Below are 20,788 nucleotides of genomic sequence, written 5' to 3'. Positions count from 1 at the left end.
GTCTTCGGCCTTACGTTTTGAAGTCTCTTAAATCAAAAAATTATTTTGCTAATTTTTTAGTTAAACGAGAAATGTCGCGAGACGCTTTGTTTTGATGAATTAAGTTTTTAGAAGCTGCTGAATCGATAGATTTAACTGCTGCCTTTAATAATTCTTCGCTATTTTCAGCGCTTTCTGCTACTGCAGCTTCAAATTTTTTGATAGCTGAACGCATAGCACTCTTTTGAGCGTTGTTTTTTAGGTTAGCTTTTTCGCTAGTGCGAACGCGTTTGATTGCTGAATCGATATTTGGCATTGGGTTCACCCCTCTTTCCTTATTTCTATAACTATTAGGCTGTTTTGCCAACATGCCATATTATACATAATTTTGGAGGGTTGTGCAATAAAAAATGAAAGAGATTCCTTTTTAATCCCAGCGAGCTGGAATTTTGAGATACATATTTTGAAATTTTTGGGTCAAAATCGGGCCAGGCGATGCCGAAAGCTCCAAAGTGTACGAAAGTATGTTTGGGTGGTAGAATAATGTCAACAGTAAGTGAAGAGGTGAATCATCCATATGAAAGATCATTTTGAATTAGTTTCCCCCTACCAGCCAAGCGGTGATCAGCCGGAAGCCATCAAAGAGCTCGTCGACGGGTTGAATCTGGGCAGACGGGCGCAAACATTGTTGGGCGCGACTGGGACCGGTAAGACTTTTACGGTAGCGAACGTCATCCAGGAAGTAAACAAGCCGACGCTTGTCATCGCACACAACAAAACGTTGGCAGGGCAATTGTACGGCGAATTGAAGGAGTTTTTTCCGAATAACGCCGTCGAATATTTTGTGAGTTACTATGACTATTACCAACCCGAAGCATATGTCCCCTCAAGTGATACTTATATAGAAAAAGAATCCAGCGTAAATGATGAAATAGATAAACTGCGGCATTCCGCCACCAGTTCCTTGCTGGAAAGACGGGACGTCATTGTTGTGGCTTCCGTATCCTGCATCTATGGTCTAGTGAATCCACTGGACTATAAAGAGCATACCTTATCGTTGAGGCAAGGGATGGAGATGGAACGGAATGAACTGTTGCGCCGGTTGGTGGAAATGCAGTTTGAACGCAATGATATCGATTTTCGGCGCGGATCGTTCCGCGTGCGTGGGGATGTGGTCGAAATTTTTCTGGCATCCCGCGACAACGAGGCTATCCGTGTCGAGTTTTTTGGGGATGAGATTGATAGGATCAGGGAAGTCGATGTGCTGACTGGAGAAATAAAGAACGATGTCGAGCATTTCCCCATTTTCCCGGCCACTCACTTCGTGGCAAATGAAGAAAAGACCTTACATGCAGTCGACATGATTCGGGCAGAATTGAAGGATCGTCTAAAAGTGCTGCGTGAAGAAAACAAACTGCTGGAAGCCCAACGCTTGGAACAGCGCACCAACTACGACATGGAAATGTTGATGGAAATGGGATACTGCAACGGAATCGAAAACTATTCCAGACATATGGATGGGCGCGCTCCTGGTGAGCCTCCATACACGTTGCTCGACTTTTTTCCTGATGATTATTTGACAGTCATCGACGAGTCGCACATCACGATGTCGCAAATCCGCGGTATGTACAATGGTGACCGCTCGCGGAAAGAACAGCTGGTGGCATACGGCTTCCGTCTGCCGAGCACCTTGGATAATCGCCCGTTGATGTTGAAGGAATTCGAGGAACGAGTCAACCAGATTCTCTATATTTCAGCGACACCGGGCCCTTACGAATATGAACAAAGCCCTTATGTGGCCCAACAGATCATCCGTCCAACGGGCTTGTTGGATCCGATTGTGGAAGTGCGTCCGATCAAAGGTCAGATCGATGATCTGATCAGTGAAATCAATTTGCGCGTCGAACGAAATGAACGGGTATTCATCACTACTTTGACGAAGAAGATGTCGGAAGACTTGACCGATTATCTGAAGGAAGTCGGCATCAAAGTGAATTATCTGCACAGCGAAATCAAAACGATGGAGCGTGCAGAAATCATCCGCAATCTTCGTTTGGGAGAATTTGATGTATTGATCGGCATCAACCTATTACGGGAAGGATTGGATGTTCCCGAGGTTTCTCTTGTCGCCATCTTGGATGCCGACAAAGAAGGCTTCCTGCGGAGTGAACGCTCGCTTGTCCAGACGATCGGAAGAGCAGCCCGCAATGAGAACGGGAAAGTCATCATGTATGCGGACCGCATAACGGATTCCATGGAGCGAGCCATATTTGAAACGAACAGGCGCCGCGCGACACAAGAAGCCTACAACATTAAGCATGGTATCACACCGAAAACAATCATCAAAGAAGTTCGTGACCGCATCAGCATCTCGCATACACCTGAAGATGCTGATGGGGACGTCAGCATTTTGAGCATCTATAAGGCGATGACGATGGAACAACGCCGCGAAGCGCTCGACCAACTGGATAGGGAAATGCGGGAAGCCGCCAAAGCCCTCAATTTTGAAAAAGCGGCAGAAATCCGTGACATGGTATTGGAGCTGAAAGCCGAATACAAAGGTTTATAAAAAAGTGATTTTCACTTGCAATCGGTAAGGAATTACGTTAAACTGTTCCATGTATTATATATACGACCTTCAACTTGGTTAAGCGAATCACCAACGTTTTACTCAGTTAAAGGTAACTTTATGAAAGAGGTGAAAAAAATGGCAATTTCAAAAGAACTTAAAAATGAAATCATCAAAGAATACGCTATTCACGAAGGAGATACTGGATCCCCTGAAGTGCAAATCGCAGTTCTTACGTATGAAATCAACCACTTGAACGAGCACGCACGCGTTCACAAAAAAGACCACCATTCTTACCGTGGTTTAATGAAAAAAGTTGGACACCGTCGTAATTTGTTGGCTTACTTGCGTAACAAAGACGTTCCCCGCTACCGTGAACTAATCCAAAAATTAGGCTTACGTCGTTAATTTCGTGGCTAAGATATATGAAGCGAGATTCCACTGTGAATCTCGCTTATTTTTTGGGATTTTTTGGACAATGAGTGCAAAAATGCTGAGCAATCAGCTATAATGGAATGAGGCTCCCGCTCTACAGACCGCTACTATACAAATGTGAGCTTATCAGCATCAGTAGGTTGACATTTGTTTAGTAGTTGGTAGATGGGAAGCATCGCAAAAGGAGAATGATAACATGTCAGAAAAAAAAGTGTTCCAAATGGACTGGGCAGGTCGTTTGCTGCAAGTCGAAATCGGCCAATTGGCTAAGCAAGCCAATGGTGCGGTATTGGTGAGATACGGAGACACTGTCGTATTGACGGCTGCTGTAGGTTCAAGAGAACCAAAAGATACCGATTTCTTCCCATTGACTGTGAACTATGAAGAAAAAATGTATTCAGTCGGTAAAATACCTGGAGGATTCATTAAGCGTGAAGGCCGCCCAAGTGAAAACGCAACGTTGACGGCGCGTTTGATCGACCGTCCGATCCGCCCGATGTTCCCTGAAGGATTCCGTAACGAAGTGCAGATCACAAACGTTGTCATGTCCGTTGAACAGGATTGCGCGCCTGAAATGGCTGCTATGTTCGGTTCCTCGTTGGCGTTGGCGATTTCCGACATTCCGTTCTACGGACCGATCGCTGGAGTCAATGTAGGCCGCGTGGATGGCGAATATGTATTGAATCCTACCGCTCCACAGAATGAAGCATCCGATATCGAATTGACCGTTGCTGGTTCAAGAATTGCCATCAACATGGTTGAGAGCAGTGCTGCAATGGTTAATGAAGAAGATATGCTTGGGGCATTGATGTTCGGCCACAAAGCAATCCAAGAATTATGCGATTTCCAAGATAAAATTGTAGCTGAAGTCGGCAAGGAAAAAATGGCAGTCAAACTTTTGTCTTTGAATCCTGAACTTGTAGCCGAAGTTACCGCTGCTTATGGCGAAAAAATGACGGCAGCCATCATGACAGAAGAGAAATTGGCTCGTGAAGCCGCTATTGAAGATGTGAAAGCTGAAGCAATCGTGTTCTTCAACGAAAAGTATCTGGATGACGCCAACTTTGCAAAAATCTCCAAAGAAGTCCGCCAAATCGTGGAAGACATGGAAAAAGACGAAGTACGCCGTTTGATCACAGTCGATAAAATCCGTCCTGATGGCCGTAAAATCGACGAGATCCGTCCGTTGGCTTCAGAAGTCGGTTTATTGCCGCGCGTACACGGTTCCGGTTTGTTCACGCGTGGACAGACGCAAGCGTTGTCCACTTGTACATTGGCTCCGCTGGGCGAACATCAGATCATCGATGGCCTGGGTCTGGTAGACAGCAAACGATTCATCCACCATTACAACTTCCCACAATTCTCGGTCGGCAGCACCGGCAGAGCAGGAAGCCCTGGACGCCGCGAAATCGGCCATGGTGCTTTGGGTGAACGCGCATTGAAACAAGTCATCCCGACTGAAGCCGAGTTCCCATACACAATCCGTTTGGTTTCGGAAGTATTGGAATCCAATGGGTCCTCTTCACAAGCAAGCATCTGCGCCAGCACGCTGGCAATGATGGATGCCGGTGTACCGATCAAAGCACCGGTAGCGGGTATCGCGATGGGCTTAGTGATGGAAGGCGAAAACTACACAGTCTTGACGGACATCCAAGGACTTGAAGACCACCTGGGCGACATGGACTTCAAAGTTGCCGGAACAAGCGAAGGCATCACTGCGCTGCAGATGGACATCAAAATCCAAGGAATCACCGAACAAATCCTGACTGAAGCGTTGATGCAAGCGAAAAAAGCGCGGATGGAAATCCTTGCTGAGCTGACAAGCACGATTGCAGCTCCTCGCGAAGAGTTGTCCCAATATGCTCCGAAGATCGAAATGATGCAAATCAAACCTGATAAGATCAAAGTCGTCATCGGTAAAGGTGGAGATACGATCAACAGCATTATCGAAGAAACCGGCGTGAAGATCGACATCGATCAAGAAGGTAACGTGAGTATCGCTTCAGCTGATACGGCGATGATTGCCCGTGCGAAACAAATCATCGAAGAATTGACGCATGAAGTGAAGGTCGGCGAAATCTACGAAGGTACTGTAAAACGTATCGAAAAATTCGGTGCATTCGTCGGAATCACAAAAGGCAAAGACGGTATGGTCCACATCTCCGAATTGGCTAACGAGCGTGTCAAAGAAGTTGAAGACGTCCTGGCAATCGGCGACAAAGTCAAAGTCAAGGTTATTGAAGTCGATAGACAAGGCAGAATCAATCTTTCCCGTAAAGCACTTTTGACTAAGGAAGAAAAGTAAACTGCTTATAACAGAATAATACTGTACGCAAAGAACAGGCATAACCTTCACAAACGAAGGCGATGCCTGTTTTTTTGCTGATTGTAGTTAGGATCCGTGCCCGAAAGAAAGCTGCTCACAGTTATTCTAATAATCCTGACTAATAGAGTAATATTGATTAATAATAGATTTTAATATTAAATCAATGAATTTTTTTCATAAAAGCGTTATTATAGTGTAAAGAGAAACAAATTTTTACGGCTACATTTTATGGATATATTTTCTGCTTATATCGTCTTCGTTAATGAAAGCGCTTTAAATGTTTTTGTGACCTCATGATTCTCTCTGTGCAATCGGAAGCAAAGTCAAATAATGGTTCAAATTTCACCTCCAGGACTCTTTTATATTAAATTAAAATTGTGGATATCGCGAAGCTTCCATGTAAGCTTTTGTTACAAATAATGGTATCATCAGGGAACAAAATAAAACAGTAAAGGATGAGTGCAATGGTGCCAGAATCTATTTTCTCGCAAGGTCAAATGCCGACGCTCAAGGAAGTGTTGGCCTCGAGGGAACAACGTGCCTTTTTTGAAGAAGAAATCAGCAAAACGAACGCAAACCAGACTTTGATTTCCCTTAAATGCAATATTCCTGGACCAGTCAAATATAATGCCATCGTTAGACAGATTTCTGAAATCGGCATCCAAGAAGTAAAAAATGCGATTCAAACAAATAAATGGAAAGTCACCTATGAAAAATTGATGGACTTGGATACGGGTCCGGAATACTTTGTCGTCGTCGATACCTATCCAACTGCCGTGAAGCAAGCCGCCATCATGATAGAAGACGGCAGTTTGCTCGGCCAGCTGTTCACGATCAGCGTGTTTTATCTGGAAGAAGGCAAGATGATTGAGGTGCAACGAATGGAAATAGGCTATGAACCGAGAACGTGCATGGTTTGTGGGGATGAAGCATTCGAATGCGAAAATGCGAATGTGCACAGTAGGGACGAAATTCAGAAAAAAATTGAATCCATACTGCAGGAGGACGGAAGAGTCCGATTAGATTAAGAAACCTTATCCAGAAAATCCACGAAATCATCGGAAACAATAAAATAGTCAGCATTCCAAGCAGAGATCCCGGACAGGGTTTCTGCTTGGAATATTTTTTATTGTAAATAAAAAATAGATTAAAAAATTCTAATAAAGTATGGTAAAATGCTTAAGTGAAGGATATCCAAATCCTAAAAAAATAGATAATACAGAAAATGAATGAGTGAGGGATCGATGATGAAAGAGTATAATGTTGCCATTGTAGGTGCTACAGGTGCTGTTGGAGAAAAAATGCTAGGCTTGTTGGAAAATGCTTCTTTTAAGATAAAAACTTTGAAGTTGTTGGCTTCTAAAAGGTCTGTAGGCAAAGTGAAGACTTTCCGCGGACAAGAATTGCAGATTGAAGAAACGACCGACGACTCATTTGAAGGCATCGACATTGCCTTATTCAGTGCTGGGGGCGGCATCACGAAACAATTCTCCCCTGCAGCCATCAAAGCTGGAGCCATTGTCATCGACAATACGAGTGCTTTTCGTATGGATCCGGAAACGCCGTTGGTTGTTCCGGAAGTGAATCCGGAAGACTTGCGCAAACACAAAGGGCTGATTGCTAATCCAAACTGCTCCACTATTCAGATGGTTGTAGCTTTGCAGCCAATCCGCGAAAAATTTGGTTTGGATCGCGTCATCGTCTCCACATACCAAGCGGTAAGTGGAGCTGGCCTACATGCTTTGGAAGAATTGAAAGCTCAAACCCAAGCGGTCCTGAACGGTGAAGAACCAGTTGCGAATATTTTACCTTGTGGTGGCGATAAGAAGCATTTCCCGATCGCGTTCAACGCTTTACCGCAAATTGATGTGTTCAGCGAAGGTGGCTACACGTATGAAGAGTGGAAAATGATCAACGAAACAAAAAAAATCATGGGTGACAAGGACATCAAAGTTTCTGCAACTTGTGTGCGCATCCCCGTGATGTCCGGACACTCGGAATCCGTCTATTTTGAAGTGGACGACAAAAATGTTTCTGTCGCAGATATCTGGGAAGTGCTGAAAGATGCTCCTGGAGTTGTGCTTCAGGATGATACAGCGAATCAAATCTATCCTACCGCCCGCGAATCAGTCGGTAAGAATGAAACATTTGTCGGACGTATCCGTAAAGATGTGGATGTCGACAATGGTTTCCATATGTGGGTTGTTTCCGATAACCTGTTGAAGGGTGCTGCCTGGAATTCTGTACAGATCGCCGAAAAAATGATCGAAATGGGCCTTCTCTAGAATTTTTAAATGCGAATGAGTTAGTCCGCACCATCTGACGAAAATGAATATGACAAGACCTGTCAAAGGGTGGGCCGTAAAGGGTGTTTGATGAAACATCGTTCCCGGTCCGTTCTTTTTGAGAGGTCTTTTTTTTCACTTTCAGAAAACCAAAACAGAAACTGAAGCAAATGCTACAATTTTGCCAATAATCATGTATAATATAACAGAGAGGATATCGGTCACGTTTAGCCGAATGCGAAGAAGACGCATTCGCTTGTAGACCCTGAAGGCAGCTCAGCAAAGCAGCAGTGCTGATTTTCAGGGACGAAAATACGGAGAAAGGCATTCAAACGATCAAAATAGATAACAGCATAGAAAGCTGAAAAATAAGAGGTGGTACAATGAGTAAAGTAAGAATAATTTCTCTCGGAGGTGTGAGAGAAAGCGGTAAAAACATGTATTTAGTGGAAGTGGACGATTTAATTTTTGTATTGGATTGCGGTTTGCTCTATCCAGAAAACGAATTGTTGGGAATTGATGTGGTCATTCCTGATTTCACGTATCTGGAGGAAAACAAAAATAAGATAGCGGGTATTTTCTTGACGCATGGGCATGCGGATGCTGTAGGAGCATTGCCTTATTTATTGCAGAATATCGATGCACCCGTATTTGGTACTGGTTTGACGATTGCGCTGGCTAAACTGGCGGTTGAGTCAACCGGATTGGCTACTGGCTTTGAAGATTACCATGTCATCGATGAGAACACTGAAATTGAATTTGAAAATACCAGCGTCCGATTCTTCAGAACCACGCATACGATTCCTGATTCTGTAGGGATTTGTGTGAAGACGGAAGAAGGCAGCGTCGTCTATACAGGTGACTTCAAGTTTGATCAAAGCGCATCTCCGATGTATCGGACTGATTACGGCAAAATTACGGATATCGGCGAAGGCAAAGTTTTGGCGCTATTGAGCGATTCCGGAGATGCCGAGTCAACTACGGAAAATGTCAGTGACCGCAAGATTGAGGAAGAAATGCTTGATACCTTCATCAATGCTGAGGGACGAATCATTGTATCCTGTGTGGCAAGCAATATTTTGCGCATTCAGCAAGTTTTTGATGTCGCACTCCAAGCTAACCGCAAAATATTTTTGACAGGACCAGCTTTGGTTGAGACTGTCGATGTTGCCATGAAACTAGGAAAACTAGTCTTGCCGACTCCGGATCTGCTTGTAAATGTAAAAAACATTAATGATTACCGTGACGGTCAAGTCTTGGTGCTGGAAACCGGCAACAGCGGGGAACCGTTGGAAGCATTGCAGCGGATGTCCAAAGGCAGACACAAACAAGTGAATCTTAAAGAAGGCGATTTGGTTTACATCACGACTACACCTTCGACAGCGATGGAAACAACAGTCGCAAAAACCAAAAATTTAATTTACCGAGCCGGTGCATCCGTGCGGGAAATATCGGGAACGTACAAAGCATCCGGACACGCTTCGCCTAACGATTTGAAATTGATGATCAACTTGCTTCGACCTATGTATTTCGTGCCTGTCCAAGGGGAGTATCGGATGCAGGCTGCACATGCCCAGTTGGCGAATGAAGTCGGCATTCCGTTCAAAAACATATTCATCCCTGGCAAAGGTGACGTCATCGAATTTGCAAAAGGCCGTATGCATATGACGGGACAGGTCCCAGCCGGTAATGTATTGATTGATGGCATTGGCGTTGGCGATATCGGCAATATTGTTTTGCGCGACCGCAAGCTGTTGTCGGAAGATGGCATCTATGTTGTTGTTGTGACGATTTCCAGAAGATTGAACAAAATTTTGTCGGGTCCGGAAATCGTTTCGCGTGGCTTCGTCTATATGAAAGCGAGCGAAGAACTTGTCAAAGAAAGTTCGAATATCGTCAGGGAAGTAGTAGAAGCTAATTTGCATACAAAAGACTTTGATTGGGCCAAGTTGAAACAAGAGATACGTGATTCGTTGAGTCGTTATCTTTTTGAAAAGACGAAGCGCAAACCGGTCATTTTACCGATCATCATGGAAGCATCCAATTATCAGAAGAAGAGTTGATGTCCGTTTGCCGTAAAGGCAATAAAACGGATCGTTGTTGAAAAGGGGAGATTCATCTTTATGGGTTCTAATAGTATGAAGGCTTGGGTGGAGGCAGCTTTGTTTGCTGTCCTCGCAATCGCCTTGGCATATGTGACCATTCCATTGGGAGAATACACTATTGTGCTTGCTTTGTTGCCGTTGCTTTTCATTTCTCTCCGCAGAGGAATATTGCTTGGTCTGGTTTCAGGAACACTGACTGGCCTTGCTTTATTTGCGCTCAAAGGAGCGGGGGTGGATGTCGCCGCAGATATCCTGACCCAAGCAGCACCGTTCGTTTTCGTGGGTATCGCCGGTTTTTTCGCGAAATTCACGCAACGCACATTGAACAATAAACGTTTTCCGAATGCCGCCTTGAACATAGTGACAGCATCCTTTTTCGGAACGCTTGTCTATTTTGTTTGGGCACTGATTTCGGACATATTCCTCAGCGAGGAAGCAGTTCCTGCTGGTGTTTCTGCCTTTGCGCATTTTCTTCCGGAACAGGCGCTATCGTTTGCGGCAACTTTTGCCTTTAGCGCAGTCGTTCTGGTGTTGATCGCAAAATTCGCGCCTAAAGCGTACATCCCAAAAGGCAGCCGTTTCCTGAGCAGAAAAGAAAAATCAAAACTGTTGAATGATTAAAAAATCGAAGACGAAGCACGGATTTTAATTATCCGGACTTCGTCTTTCTGTTTTTATGGGCTCGTGTGCTATCATTAGTGGGTAACATATTTTGTCATTTTATTGATTTGGAGTGGTCTTATGAGTATTTGGTCAATGATATTTACGGTAATCATCATTTTAAATACAATCGGTGCAATCATCACCGTCTTTAAAGAAAAAAGGGATGTCGCTGCCACTTGGGCATGGTTGTTGACGTTAAACCTGCTGCCGGTGGCGGGTTTCATCATCTATCTCTTTATAGGGAAAAAGATGTCAAAAGAAAACATCTATGATATGCGCACTCAAAAAAGCTTGGGGATGTCCCAGTTGGCGAAAGTCCAAATTGAGATGCTGGAGGATCAAGATCTGGCGCAAGGTTTGGTCGAAACCGACTATGCACAAAAAACAGCTATCCTGTTTCTGGAAAGTGATGAATCCATTTTGACTAAGGGGAACAAACTTGAAATATTCAAGACCGGTGAAGGTGTGTTTGATGCGCTCGTGCAGGACATCTACAAAGCTGAAAATCATGTGCACATGCTTTATTACACTTTTCGCTCAGACGAGTTGGGTAAACGCGTTCTGGCGGCATTGGAAGACAGGGCGGCAGCCGGTGTGGAGGTTCTTGTCGTTTATGACGCGATGGGTTGCAGAGGGAATGATTCAAAATTTTTCAATAACCTGGAAAAATTAGGCGGAAAGACGGAAGTGTTTTTTGGATCAAAAATACCTTTCGTCAATTTGCGGATGAACTATCGTAACCATCGCAAAATAATGGTGGTGGACGCGAAAGTTGCTTATCTTGGGGGATTCAATATCGGTGACGAGTATCTGGGGAAAGGGGAACTCGGCGAATGGCGGGATACGCATATGAAAATAGAAGGTAATGCGGTCCTGACGCTTCAAAGTCGTTTCTTCATGGACTGGAATGCGGTTGCTAAACTTAAGAATCGAAAAGATTATGCAGAGGCTTATTTCCCGATTGCCGATAAAAAAGGCGATACAGCTATGCAGATTGTAGCAAGTGGACCGGATGACGAAGATCAGACAATCAAAATGGGTTTCCTGAAGATGATCAGCCAAGCGAAAGAATCAATCTATATACAGACACCTTATTTTATACCTGACGAGAGTCTGCATGAAATGCTCAAAATTGCGGCCTTATCCGGTGTAAAAGTCAAAATCATGATTCCTTCGAAGCCGGATCATCCTTTCGTCTATCGGGCAACGGAATATTTTTCCAAAGACATCATAGAGTATGGTGCCGAAGTCTATATGTATCAGAACGGTTTCCTGCATTCAAAGGTGATGGTGGTCGACAATGAAATTGTATCAGTAGGCACTGCAAATATGGATGTGCGCAGCTTCAAACTGAATTTTGAAATCAATGCCTTTATTTACGATCGTGAAGTAGCTGAAGAATTGATCGCGAATTTTGATGAAGATCAGGAAAAGTGCATCCGTGCAACCCATGACTATTTCGCAAAACAATCGAGAGGTCGGAAATTCAAGCAAGCTTTTTCCAGATTGCTGTCACCGATACTTTAGAACTCAAGTGTACTTGAAACGAAAAAAGGAGTACAAGGCACCCGTCTTTAACGGCATGCCTTGCACTCCTTTTTGTATATGAATATACCATTAACTGATAAGGATTAACCGAGTTGGATTGCCAATATTTGACTGATATTCAGCAGGTAAGTCACTTTTTTGTCGGCGGTTGTGAACATTACTTGTCTTTTCGGGGTTACGCGGGAATTGAATATGCCCCAAACCAATGTCCTTGTATATGATTTCGGTCCCTGTTTTTCTTCGATCACAACATACACCTGGGTGTAGTTTTCAAAGGCTTGATTAGCGAAACGGACAACCTGATGAATCGGCATTACTTTGTCCAGGATGGCTTCATTAATGGATTGGACGGATGAGAGTGGGCGCAGATATGATTTTTTGGAAGGAGTGTGATTATTATTGGATACCGGATAGATGTAGTTTTGCATGTTGGTTCCTCCGAACGTGTGTTTGTCTTGTATCTTTATTATAAGAACATCTGTTCTTTTTTGCAAGCTATTTATTTTGCGCTCAAAAAAACTCAGGACAGCAGGCATGCAACTCACCTTGCAGTTTTGTCGTTTCGGCCGGAAATGGTCCAAACTTTCCTCGTTATCAAGTAAAGTAGAGTCATGAAAACAATTGTTGGACACACATTAACTGTGAAAGAGGGAAAAAGATACTCTCATCACTTGCAGGAATAACCGTAATAAAATAAGCCGAAAAAGAGACTCCTGATGAGGGCTTGCATGTGACGCATGCTTCTGGGGGATTTTTGTTCACAAAATGTTCATTTTAATATTTTGAAAGAATTTGAGAAAGTTTCTTCCTATTAATGAAACTGCGGTGGTTATTGAAAACGCTGAAAAGGGCGTTCAATTAGATTTGAACGGCCTTTACATTAACTGTATAATGAAATTACTGATTGGAAAAAAGATTATTTTTCCGAAGGAGAATCAAATGAGGGACGGAGGTGGAATGAAAGATGCAAATATTTGATGAAGTAAAAAAGATTGAGCAGGAAGCAACTGATCTGGAATTGGATTATCAGAACAAACTGCGCAAACTGGAACAGAACACGCAAGATAAAATAGGCGAAATGAAAAGGAATATCGAAAAAGAGTTAGCTACTTTTCAGTCCGAAGAACTTGCGAAAAAATCAGAGCAACTGGCAATTCTCAAGAACGCTTCCGCAGAAAGTGAAAAATCGGAAATCGAAAAATTGCAGACTCGGTTTGCAGCGAAAGAAGAAGAACTTGTGAATGCCGTAATTGGGGAGGTGATGAGGAAATATGGCAATCGCTAAAATGAAAAAAATTACTCTCATTTCTTTTCACGAAAAAAAAGAGCAGCTATTGACGGCTATCCAGACATTGCAAAGCTTAGAGGTCATCGATTTGCCTGCTGCAAAAGAAAATTTGCAATCCATATTGCCTAAAGAACGAGAGTCAATTGAACAAAACATCAAGAAGACTGAAAGTTATCTTGAAAATGTCACGGAAGCCTTATCTTTCTTGAAATCGTATCTGAAGAAAGAGTCTTTGATCAAACAGTATACAACCCCTAGACAATCCTTGTCTTTGGAAGAACTGGAAAAGGCTGTGGGCGAATTTTCTTCCGACACTGTTCTGGATAAAGTGTTGGGTCTGAAAGCCGAACAGAAGAAACTCGAAGATGCTAAAAAACATCTTTATGAACAAGAGGATTTTCTGCTTTTATGGAAAAAATTATCATTCAATCCGAGAGATACAGCAGCATTTGAACATATCGCGGTCAAAGTGGGCACGATTCCTCAGACGCTCTCCAACGATTACATCACAAACGTGACTTCCAATCCACTTGTCTATGCGGAAGAAATCTTCCAGAATAAAGAATCATTTGGAGCGGTGATTTTCTATGATCCGTCAAAAGTTATGGATGTAAATGCTTTGTTGGACAGCAATCATTTCCAAGCTTTAACGTATGAGTATGATTTGCCGCCTGCAGAGGCATTGGCGGATGCTCAAAACCGCATTCAGGATAATCGTGAGGCAAACAAACAGTTGTTGGTGGCTCTTTCCGACATGAAAGAAGAAGAGTGGCAGTTAATGCTACTGTCCGAGTTTTATTATGCAAAACTGCAGCGGATCAAAAGCCAACAATTATTGGTCAATGAGAAACATCTCTTCGTTATCCAGGGATGGCTTGAGGAAGATAAAGTCAAAGAAATCAAGCTGGCGTTGACTGATACTGTCGCAGAGAATGAATACGCACTGACGGTTGATGATGCTGACGGTTCTGATGTTTCGCTCATTCCAACCGTTTTGAAGAACAATAAGCTGGTCACTCCTTTCGAAAATATCACTGCCATGTACAGTTTGCCGAAATATGACGAAATAGACCCAACGCCACTATTGACCCCTTTCTATCTGTTGTTCTTTGGGATGATGATTGCGGATGTCGGATACGGTCTGTTGCTCCTTATCGGAACATTACTGGCATTGAAGTTTCTGAACTTCAATAAAGGTATGCGCACCAATCTGCTGTTCTTTCACATCCTGTCCTATCCAGCCATATTGTGGGGATTGGTCTACGGCTCTTTCTTCGGTCTTGAATTGCCGTATGTGCTCCTGTCCACGAGCAATGATGCCAATACGATTCTGTTGATATCGGTAGTGTTCGGTGTTGTTCAGATTATGTTCGGTCTGGGCATCAAGACCTATTTATCCTTGCGCGACAATGATCCGCTGGGTGCGATTTCCGGCAGTATTGGCTGGTTGGGGATTTTTGTGGGGCTCATTTTCATCCTGTTCGGAAAGATGCTTTTCCCGAGCCAAGTCCTTGTGACGGTTGGAGCAGCTGTCGCCATCACTAGCGCAGTCGCGATCGTGCTTGCTACAGCTATGGCATCGGATAACAAAGCGTTGGGGGTAGGCGCCGGATTGTATAATTTGTATGGAATCACAAGCTATATCGGCGACATAGTCAGTTATACCCGCCTGATGGCCTTAGGCGTATCCGGCGGCAGTATCGCGGTAGCCTTTAATATGATCATCGATTTTATGCCAATATGGGCAAGATTCACTATCGGTGCTGTATTGTTTGTTTTGTTGCACACCATCAACTTCGGGTTGTCCATGCTGAGTGCCTATGTGCATGGCGCTCGACTAGCTTTTGTCGAATTTTTCGGCAAGTTTTACGAAGGTGGCGGAAGAGCCTTGCAGCCGTTGAAGACAGAAGAGAAATACATTTACTTAAAAAATAAAAAAGAAGCTTAACTATTGGAGGAATTATAAAATGGAAAATATGACATGGTTACAATATTTCATCGATAACAACGGTGGCATGATGTTCGCAGCTTTAGGCGTCGCTTTGGCGGTCGGATTGGCGGGCACGGGTTCGGCAAAAGGAGTCGGTATGTGTGGTGAAGCCGCTGCTGCATTGATCAAGGAACAACCGGAAAAATTCGGTAAATCATTGATTCTGCAACTGTTACCTGGTACGCAAGGTTTGTACGGTTTCGTTATCGGATTCTTGATTTATCTGCAAATGTCTCCTGAAATGACTGTTGCACAAGGAATGTATTATCTAATGGCCGGTCTGCCTATCGCAATCACAGGTTTGACTTCAGGTATCGCACAAGGCCGTGTATCTACAGCAGGTCTGCAGATCTTGGCTAAACGAGAAGAGCACAACACAAAAGGGATCATCTATGCTGCCATGGTTGAAACGTATGCGATCCTAGGATTCGTTACATCATTCTTGTTGGTATTGAACGCTTAATTCTCAAAAGCTCCAGAAGAATTTAAGAAAAAGTAAGGAGATGAGAAAGCGTGAAAGATCTACAATCCTTGTCTGAACAGATCCTGAATAAGACAAAAGCAAAAGGACAAAGCAAACTGGAGGATGCTGAAAAAATTTCTGTCGCAAAGATAGAAGAGAGCAGATTGACTCTGGTTGAACAACAAAAGGCGCGCAAAGCTGCCATTTTGAAAAAAGTTGCCAACGATTTTGATCGTGAGCAACAAACCTTGAAGAATAAAGAGCGCAATGCTGTTTTGAAAGAGAAACAGGTCATCCTGAAATCGGTCTTCCAGCAAGCTTTAGAAAAAATGAACACGTGGGATGAAACCCATTTTGCGCAATTCCTTAACGGGGTGCTATCCCAAGCTGACGATTCGAAACCCTACAGCATTGTTCCAGGCGCAAAATCAATCGCTCACTTTAAGGGGAAAGAGCTACAACAGCTGTTGGTCAAATACCCTGCTGTCAAGATTTCTGAGGAGACCATTCCGAATAAAGCCGGATTCATCCTTCAGGAAAGTGGAGTCGACTACAACTATTGCTTCGATGATCTGATTGAAGATGTAAAGAACGACTTCGCAGCAGAGCTGGCGACTTTAGCGTTCCAAGACGAAAAGTAAAGGAGGGGCACTATGCAAGAGATTGATTACAAAGGCGTCAATACGATACTTCGCACCTACGAATTAAAATTATTGGCGGAAGCGGATTACGATCGGATGCTGAAAGCCTCTTCTTTAAAAGACGCCTTGGATGTTCTGAAAGGTACCGGTTATGAGTTTGACGAGAAAGAAACACTGGTGAACAAAAATTTCGAAGGTTTTCTCATGAAACATCTGGCGGAAGTCTATAAGGAATTGTTCAGCATCACGCCGGTTGCTGAGATTGTGGAATTATTCGCGTTGCGCTATACCTATCACAACCTGAAAGTGTTGTTGAAACAACGTTTTTCGGGTGAAGATTTGGAGCAGCTGTTGATCCCTATCGGCAAATATTCCATAGCCAGTCTGAAGAAATTGGTCGAAACCGGCGACGGCAACGACGAACATCCGATTCTGATAGATGGTGTTCAAGAGGCGATCCGCGATTTCGATGAAGGTCATCGCATCGAAGCGGCCACTATCTTTATGGACACTTATTATTTCAGGCATCTGCGTTCCATCAGCGACAAGCTCCAACATCCGAGCATCACGAAAATAGTGGATGGCATGATCGACCTCTATAACCTTTCGACCATGATCCGAAGCCTGAAACAAAATAAGCCCCGCGGTTTTCTCTATACGGTCTTATCCAGTTCAGGTTCGATTTCGAAACGCGATTTGATTGAAGAATCGATCAACGGACCAAGCGCGGTCATGCGCAAATATTATTTCAGCAAAGAATACGGTACGCGCTTATCCAATATGATTTCCGAGACAACAAATGAAGTGGACACACAGAAGCTTGATAAACTTGTGGATGAATTGACCTATGAATTGGTTGCGGAAGGCTTGTACCAACCATTCGGTCCGATTCCCTTGTTGGGTTATCTGTTTGCCAAAGAGAAGGAAGTCACCAATATCCGCTTGATTTTAGTGGGTAAAGATAATCAGATAGAGGAACAAATATTGAGAGAGAGGATGCGACCTGTATATGGCTCATAATATTGCAGTTGTGGGAGACAAAGATTCCATCCTTCCTTTTAAGATTTTGGGCTTCGCAGTATTTGCATGCCATAATGCCCAGGCTGCCCGTGAAACGGTAGATCGCCTGGCGATGGAAAATTATGGGATCATTTATCTGACGGAAGAAATGGCAAAAGAAATACCTGATACCGTGCGCAGGTATGACAGCAGTGTCCAACCGGCCATCATCCTGATTCCGAACCATAAAGGTACGTTGAATATCGGGAAAAGCCGCATTCAGGAAAATGTGGAAAAAGCAGTTGGACAGAATATCTTATAATTTGGAGGGGACTTTTTTGAAAAATGGAAATATAATAAAAGTTTCCGGACCTTTAGTTATGGCGGAAGGAATGGAAGAAGCGAACATCCAAGATATTTGCCGCGTCGGCGAATTGGGATTGATCGGCGAAATCATCGAGATGCGTAATGATGTCGCATCCATTCAAGTTTACGAGGAGACTTCCGGTATTGGTCCTGGAGAACCGGTAATCACAACAGGGGAAGCTTTGTCGGTCGAATTGGGACCAGGCATCCTGTCGCAGATGTTTGACGGGATTCAGCGTCCTTTGCATACGTTCCGTGAAATTACCCAAAGTAACTATTTGGTGCGTGGGACGGATATCCCACCATTGAAGAGAGAAAACGTCTGGGAATTCAAAGCCACGAAGAAAGTCGGCGATCACGTCATAGCCGGTGATATTGTCGGTACCGTGCAGGAGACGAAAGTCATCGAGCACCGGATCATGGTGCCTTACGGCATCTCCGGTAAGTTGACTGCCATTCAGGATGGCAGCTACACTTTGGATGACACGGCATATGTCATCGAAACGGAAGATGGCCCGAAAGAATTGACTATGCTGCAAAGATGGCCAGTCCGTCGCGGACGTCCATTCAAGCAAAAAATGAACCCGCACACGCCGATGGTTACCGGCCAACGGGTCATCGACACGTTCTTCCCAATCACAAAAGGTGGAGCAGCTGCTGTTCCGGGACCTTTCGGAGCAGGGAAAACTGTCGTACAGCACCAAATCGCAAAATACAGTGATGTCGACATCGTAATTTACGTCGGTTGCGGCGAACGCGGTAATGAAATGACGGACGTATTGAATGAATTTCCGGAATTGATCGATCCGAATACGGGCGAATCATTGATGGAGCGTACGATCCTTATCGCCAACACCTCCAACATGCCAGTTGCGGCGCGTGAAGCATCCATCTATACAGGCATCACAATCGCGGAATATTTCCGTGACATGGGTTACAGTGTAGCGATCATGGCTGACTCGACATCCCGTTGGGCAGAGGCTTTGCGCGAAATGTCGGGCCGTCTGGAAGAGATGCCTGGTGATGAAGGCTATCCAGCCTATCTAGGAAGCCGTGTAGCAGAGTATTATGAACGGGCAGGACGAGTGTTGGCTTTGGGGTCGGAAGATCGTGAAGGAAGCATTACGGCCATTGGAGCGGTATCGCCTCCTGGTGGTGACACTTCTGAACCGGTAACCCAAAATACATTGCGCGTCGTTAAAGTTTTCTGGGCGCTGGATGCCACTTTGGCACAAAAAAGACATTTTCCATCCATGAACTGGCTGACGTCCTATTCCCTTTACAATACCGAAGTCGGGGAATATCTGAACAATGCCTTACAGACGAAATGGTCAGAGATGGTTCAACATGCGATGAACCTTCTGCAGGAAGAATCGGAATTGGAAGAAATCGTCCGTTTGGTCGGTATCGAGTCCTTGTCCGAAAAAGACCGCATGACAATGGCGGTCGCGGAATCGCTGCGTGAGGACTATCTGCAGCAGAACGCTTTCGATGATGTCGATACGTACACTTCCCGCAACAAGCAATTGGCGATGCTGGACATGATTCTGGACTTCGAAACAGAAGCCCGTGAAGCGATGCGTTTAGGCGCTTACTTCAATGAAATCATTGAAGGCACAGTTGAATTGCGCGACCGGATTGCAAGAAGTAAATACATCAGGGAAGAAGACATTGCCGAAATGAAAAACATCAAGGCAGACATGAAGAAAAGATTGCATGAAATCGTTGCGGAAGGAGGGATGACGCACCATGCTTAAGGAATATAAAACAGTAACCGAAGTTGTAGGCCCGTTGATGGTTGTAGAGCAGATCGAGGGAGTCAAATTCGACGAGTTGGTTGAAATCCAAATGCAAAACGGCGAAATCCGCCATGGTCAAGTTTTGGAAGTCAGCAAAGATAAAGCGATGGTGCAGATCTTTGAAGGCCCAAGTGGGATCAACATCAAAGACACCAAAGTCCGCTTCCGAGGAAAACCTCTTTCCATAGCTGTTTCTGAGGATATGGTAGGCCGTGTGTTCGATGGGATGGGCAATCCGATTGATGGCGGCCCGGAAATCATCCCGGAAATGAACTTGGATGTGAACGGACAGGCAATCAACCCTGTGGCGCGTGACTATCCGGATGAGTTCATTCAAACGGGTATTTCCGCCATCGACCATCTGAACACACTCGTAAGAGGACAAAAACTTCCGGTTTTCTCCGGTTCGGGTTTGCCGCATAAAGAATTGGCTGCACAAATCGCCCGTCAAGCGACGGTTTTGAACAGCGATGAAAAATTTGCGGTTGTATTTGCAGCAATGGGGATCACTTTTGAAGAAAAAGAATATTTCATGGAAGATTTCCGCAAGACGGGGGCGATCGATCGCTCCGTCATGTTCATCAACTTGGCGAACGACCCAGCTATCGAACGGATTGCCACACCAAAAATGGCTTTGACGGTCGCGGAATACCTGGCCTATGAAAAAGACATGCACGTTCTGGTCATCATGACTGACATGACCAATTATTGTGAGGCTTTGCGTGAAATTTCGGCAGCCCGTCGTGAAGTGCCGGGTCGCCGTGGTTATCCAGGGTACCTTTACACGAACCTTTCCACCTTGTATGAGCGTGCAGGCCGTATCATCGGCAAAAAAGGCTCCGTGACTCAAATCCCGATCCTTTCCATGCCGGAGGATGACATTACGCATCCAATCCCGGATTTGACCGGGTACATCACGGAAGGCCAAATCATCCTTTCGCGTGAGTTGAACAACTCAGGCATCAAGCCGCCGATCAACGTGCTGCCTTCGCTTTCCCGTCTGAAAGACAAAGGTACCGGTGAAGGCAAGACAAGAAAAGACCATGCTCCAACCATGAACCAGTTGTTTGCGGCTTACGCAAAAGGAAAACAAGCAAAAGAATTGGCCGTCATCCTAGGGGAGTCTGCCTTGTCCAAGACGGACAAACTGTATGTGCAGTTCACGAAACGTTTCGAAGAAGAATACATCAATCAAGGATTCTATACGAACCGAACGATCGAAGAGACTTTGGCTTTGGGTTGGGAACTGTTGTCCATCCTGCCGGTAACGGAACTTAAGAGAATCAAGAGCGATATGATCGATGAGTTTATGCCGAAGGGAGAGTGATCGTC

At 44.4% G+C, this 20,788-nt stretch carries 18 protein-coding genes; 16 read left to right on the top strand and 2 right to left on the bottom strand.

From position 1 onward, the window contains the following. Positions 1-40 precede the first annotated feature (40 nt). Complete coding sequence (gene rpsT, locus WBM30_RS06055) at positions 41-295, bottom strand: 30S ribosomal protein S20 (RefSeq protein ID WP_424899848.1); 255 nt, start codon at positions 293-295, stop codon at positions 41-43. Positions 296-556: 261 nt separating this feature from the next. Here rpsT and uvrB point away from each other — a divergent pair, with 261 nt between their 5' ends. The 8 genes from uvrB (at position 557) to cls (ending at position 11,889) form a co-directional block, all read left to right on the top strand. Next, complete coding sequence (gene uvrB / locus WBM30_RS06050) at positions 557-2,548, top strand: excinuclease ABC subunit UvrB (protein ID WP_424899847.1); 1,992 nt, start codon at positions 557-559, stop codon at positions 2,546-2,548. A 138-nt stretch (positions 2,549-2,686) separates the two neighbouring features. Further along, positions 2,687-2,956 (top strand): 30S ribosomal protein S15, encoded by a 270-nt coding sequence (gene rpsO, locus WBM30_RS06045; RefSeq protein WP_086628176.1) that lies wholly within the window; start codon positions 2,687-2,689, stop codon positions 2,954-2,956. A gap of 223 nt (positions 2,957-3,179) precedes the next feature. Further along, the gene (gene pnp / locus WBM30_RS06040) at positions 3,180-5,288 is read left to right on the top strand and encodes a polyribonucleotide nucleotidyltransferase (protein WP_424899846.1); all 2,109 of its coding nucleotides are present in this window, start codon (positions 3,180-3,182) and stop codon (positions 5,286-5,288) included. Positions 5,289-5,773: 485 nt separating this feature from the next. Further along, positions 5,774-6,337, top strand: coding sequence for a citrate lyase holo-[acyl-carrier protein] synthase (gene citX, locus WBM30_RS06035; protein WP_424899845.1), 564 nt, complete (start codon positions 5,774-5,776; stop codon positions 6,335-6,337). A 216-nt stretch (positions 6,338-6,553) separates the two neighbouring features. Continuing rightward, complete coding sequence (locus WBM30_RS06030) at positions 6,554-7,594, top strand: aspartate-semialdehyde dehydrogenase (protein WP_424899844.1); 1,041 nt, start codon at positions 6,554-6,556, stop codon at positions 7,592-7,594. Between the two features lie 383 nt (positions 7,595-7,977). Further along, positions 7,978-9,657: a ribonuclease J gene (locus WBM30_RS06025; RefSeq protein WP_424899843.1), complete on the top strand. Its 1,680-nt coding sequence runs from the start codon at positions 7,978-7,980 to the stop codon at positions 9,655-9,657. 60 nt (positions 9,658-9,717) lie between these two features. Beyond that, on the top strand, positions 9,718-10,320 hold the full coding sequence (locus tag WBM30_RS06020; protein ID WP_424899842.1) for an energy-coupled thiamine transporter ThiT: 603 nt from the start codon (positions 9,718-9,720) through the stop codon (positions 10,318-10,320). A 120-nt stretch (positions 10,321-10,440) separates the two neighbouring features. Further along, on the top strand, positions 10,441-11,889 hold the full coding sequence (cls, locus tag WBM30_RS06015; protein WP_424899841.1) for a cardiolipin synthase: 1,449 nt from the start codon (positions 10,441-10,443) through the stop codon (positions 11,887-11,889). Positions 11,890-11,993: 104 nt separating this feature from the next. Here the strand turns inward: cls and WBM30_RS06010 are convergent, their stop codons facing one another. Further along, positions 11,994-12,338, bottom strand: coding sequence for a hypothetical protein (locus tag WBM30_RS06010; protein WP_424899840.1), 345 nt, complete (start codon positions 12,336-12,338; stop codon positions 11,994-11,996). Positions 12,339-12,874: 536 nt separating this feature from the next. Here WBM30_RS06010 and WBM30_RS06005 point away from each other — a divergent pair. The 8 genes from WBM30_RS06005 to WBM30_RS05970 are packed head-to-tail and all read left to right on the top strand — an operon-like array spanning position 12,875 to position 20,783. Further along, complete coding sequence (locus WBM30_RS06005; protein ID WP_424899839.1) at positions 12,875-13,195, top strand: hypothetical protein; 321 nt, start codon at positions 12,875-12,877, stop codon at positions 13,193-13,195. After that, a complete protein-coding gene (locus WBM30_RS06000; protein ID WP_424899838.1) occupies positions 13,182-15,146 on the top strand; it encodes a V-type ATP synthase subunit I in 1,965 nt (654 codons plus the stop codon). Before WBM30_RS06005 ends, WBM30_RS06000 begins: the two co-directional genes overlap by 14 nt. Before the next feature lie 28 nt (positions 15,147-15,174). Continuing rightward, positions 15,175-15,651, top strand: a complete 477-nt coding sequence (locus WBM30_RS05995) for a V-type ATP synthase subunit K (protein ID WP_407701483.1) — start codon at positions 15,175-15,177, stop codon at positions 15,649-15,651. A 50-nt stretch (positions 15,652-15,701) separates the two neighbouring features. After that, positions 15,702-16,292 (top strand): V-type ATP synthase subunit E, encoded by a 591-nt coding sequence (locus WBM30_RS05990; protein ID WP_424899837.1) that lies wholly within the window; start codon positions 15,702-15,704, stop codon positions 16,290-16,292. A 12-nt stretch (positions 16,293-16,304) separates the two neighbouring features. Then, entirely contained in the window at positions 16,305-17,312 is a 1,008-nt protein-coding gene (locus WBM30_RS05985; protein ID WP_424899836.1) for a V-type ATPase subunit, read from the top strand. Then, positions 17,302-17,613 (top strand): V-type ATP synthase subunit F, encoded by a 312-nt coding sequence (locus WBM30_RS05980; protein ID WP_424899834.1) that lies wholly within the window; start codon positions 17,302-17,304, stop codon positions 17,611-17,613. Before WBM30_RS05985 ends, WBM30_RS05980 begins: the two co-directional genes overlap by 11 nt. Before the next feature lie 16 nt (positions 17,614-17,629). Next, entirely contained in the window at positions 17,630-19,414 is a 1,785-nt protein-coding gene (locus tag WBM30_RS05975; protein WP_424899833.1) for a V-type ATP synthase subunit A, read from the top strand. Next, positions 19,407-20,783, top strand: coding sequence for a V-type ATP synthase subunit B (locus WBM30_RS05970; RefSeq protein ID WP_086628161.1), 1,377 nt, complete (start codon positions 19,407-19,409; stop codon positions 20,781-20,783). The genes WBM30_RS05975 and WBM30_RS05970 overlap by 8 nt, the downstream gene beginning before the upstream one ends. The last annotated feature ends 5 nt before the right edge of the window (positions 20,784-20,788 follow it).

The organism is Trichococcus sp. (assembly GCF_049684335.1).
Classification (GTDB): Bacteria; Bacillota; Bacilli; order Lactobacillales; family Aerococcaceae; genus Trichococcus.
This window is presented reverse-complemented; position numbering and strand designations above follow the sequence as displayed.